The organism is Salipiger sp., from assembly GCF_059781815.1.
Genome location: NZ_JBYNAH010000398.1, coordinates 1 through 1,955, shown reverse-complemented (window position 1 = coordinate 1,955; position 1,955 = coordinate 1). Strand labels below are relative to the sequence as shown.

General features: G+C 66.7%; 2 protein-coding genes. One reads left to right on the top strand and one right to left on the bottom strand.

Annotation, left to right across the window (positions count from 1 at the left end):
* Positions 1-74: 74 nt before the first annotated feature.
* Positions 75-1,139 (bottom strand): Mrp/NBP35 family ATP-binding protein, encoded by a 1,065-nt coding sequence (locus tag AC6RA4_RS25195; protein WP_500165020.1) that lies wholly within the window; start codon positions 1,137-1,139, stop codon positions 75-77.
* A gap of 237 nt (positions 1,140-1,376) precedes the next feature.
* Between AC6RA4_RS25195 and AC6RA4_RS25190 the strand changes: the two genes are divergently transcribed.
* The gene (locus AC6RA4_RS25190) at positions 1,377-1,586 is read left to right on the top strand and encodes a DUF1127 domain-containing protein (RefSeq protein ID WP_222601728.1); all 210 of its coding nucleotides are present in this window, start codon (positions 1,377-1,379) and stop codon (positions 1,584-1,586) included.
* The last annotated feature ends 369 nt before the right edge of the window (positions 1,587-1,955 follow it).

The window sequence follows — 1,955 nt, the reverse complement described above, 5'->3', positions numbered from 1 at the left end:
AATACCTCGGGGGTGAATTGGCCCAACGGGCCAAGAGGGGGCTGGCCCCCTCTCTTGTTCGCATAGCGCCGTCTTCAGACGATCCCGCCCTTGATGAACCGGTCCGCGAGCGTGGCATAGGCCTGCGCTATCACGCCCTCGCCGAGCGCCACCGGGCGACCCTCGTCGCCGCCGATGCGGGTCTCGAGGTCGATGGGCAGCTGCGCCAGAACCGGCAGGCCCAGCTTCTCGGCCTCCGCGACCACGCCGCCCTGCCCGAAGACGTGCGAAGTGTGGCCGCAATCGGGGCAGACGAACATCGACATGTTCTCGACCAGCCCCAGCACCGGCACTTTGAGCGTGCTGAACGCATCGAGCGCCTTGCGCGCGTCGATCATCGCCACGTCCTGCGGCGTGGAGACCACGATGGCGCCGGTCAGGTCGCTCTTTTGCCCGAGCGAGAGCTGCACGTCGCCGGTGCCCGGCGGCAGGTCGATGAGCAACACATCGAGTTCGCCCCACTCGACCTGCATCATCATCTGCTGCAGCGCGCCCATCAGCATCGGACCGCGCCAGACCACCGCCTTGTCCTCGGGCAGCATGAAGCCGATCGACATCAGCGTCACGCCATGCGCCTCGAGCGGGATGATGGTCTTGCCATCCGGGCTGGCAGGGCGCCTGGAGATGCCGAACATGCGCGGCTGCGAGGGGCCGTGGATGTCGGCATCGAGCAGACCGACCTTCTTGCCCGCCCGCGCCAGCGCCACCGCGAGGTTCGACGACACGGTTGATTTGCCGACCCCGCCCTTGCCCGAGCCGATGGCGATCACCGCCTTGACGCCCGGCGGGTTCATCCGCCCCTCCTGCGGCTTGGCGTGACCTCCGATCTTCAGCGAGGGCGGTTTCGCCGCCGGGCCATGCGCGGTCAGCGCGGCGCTGACCGAGGTGACGCCCTCAAGCCCGGCCACGGCGCGTTCGGCCGCCGCGCGCAGCGGCTCCATGTGCCGGGCCATCTCCGGCGAGGGCGCCTCGATGACGAAGCGCACGGCGCCGTTTTCGAGGCTGAGCGCACGAATCATGTCGCGCGAAATCAGGTTTCCGCCATCGGGCAGTTCCAGCCGCGCCAGCTCCGCCTTCACCGCCTCTTGCGTCGGGGACATGGTCTATCCTTTCCATTTCTGCAGACCGACGTAGCGTCACGTTGCTCTGGGCGCAACGGTCAGACATGGCCCGCTCATTTGTTACGCGTAACGCGTTGCTTTTGCTTAGCTCATCCCCAGCCAGCCCATGCGCATTCTGCATAGCGGCATTGAGCTATGGTCGGATTGTGCAGTTGCAGCATTTGGCCCATGTTAGGGCCAACACGACAGATACACGAACACAGGCTAGCAACGAACATGGCATACGCAACCGACACCAGCACCCAAGGCTCGAACGGCTTCTTCGCCGGCATGATCGCCTCGCTGCGCGAGCGCACTGCCCGTCGCCGTCTCTACAAGGAGACGCTGCGCGAGCTCGGCCAGCTGAGCAACCGCGAACTGAGCGATCTCGGGCTGCACCGCTCGATGATCCGCCGGATCGCCTACCAGGCCGCCTACGAGGCCTGATCACAGTTTCCTCGAGGCGCTCTCCTCCTCCTCCCTGAGCGCATCGAGCCCGGCGGCGACCTCACTCCTCCTCCCGAGGTCGCCGCCGCAAAGACAAAAGGGCCACGTGCCCGACAGTTCGGAGCCCCTCTCCTCCTCCCTGGGGCCTTCGATGAGCGGCGGGATCTCTCCTCCTCCCTGATCCCGCCGCGTCCCAACATCCGGGCCATGTGCCCGACAGTTTCGGAGCCCCTCTCCTCCTCCCTGGGGCGTTCGATACGCGACGGTGCCTCTCCTCCTCCCTGGCACCGTCGCACCCTACATCCGGGCCAAACGCCCGACAGTTTCGGAGCCCCTCTCCTCCTCCCTGGGGCGTTCGATACGCGACGG

Bases quoted from the DNA above. Each gene is read 5' to 3' on its own strand.
- AC6RA4_RS25195 (WP_500165020.1), bottom strand. From the start codon at position 1,139: ATGTCCCCGACGCAAGAGGCGGTGAAGGCGGAGCTGGCGCGGCTGGAA.
- AC6RA4_RS25190 (WP_222601728.1), top strand. From the start codon at position 1,377: ATGGCATACGCAACCGACACCAGCACCCAAGGCTCGAACGGCTTCTTC.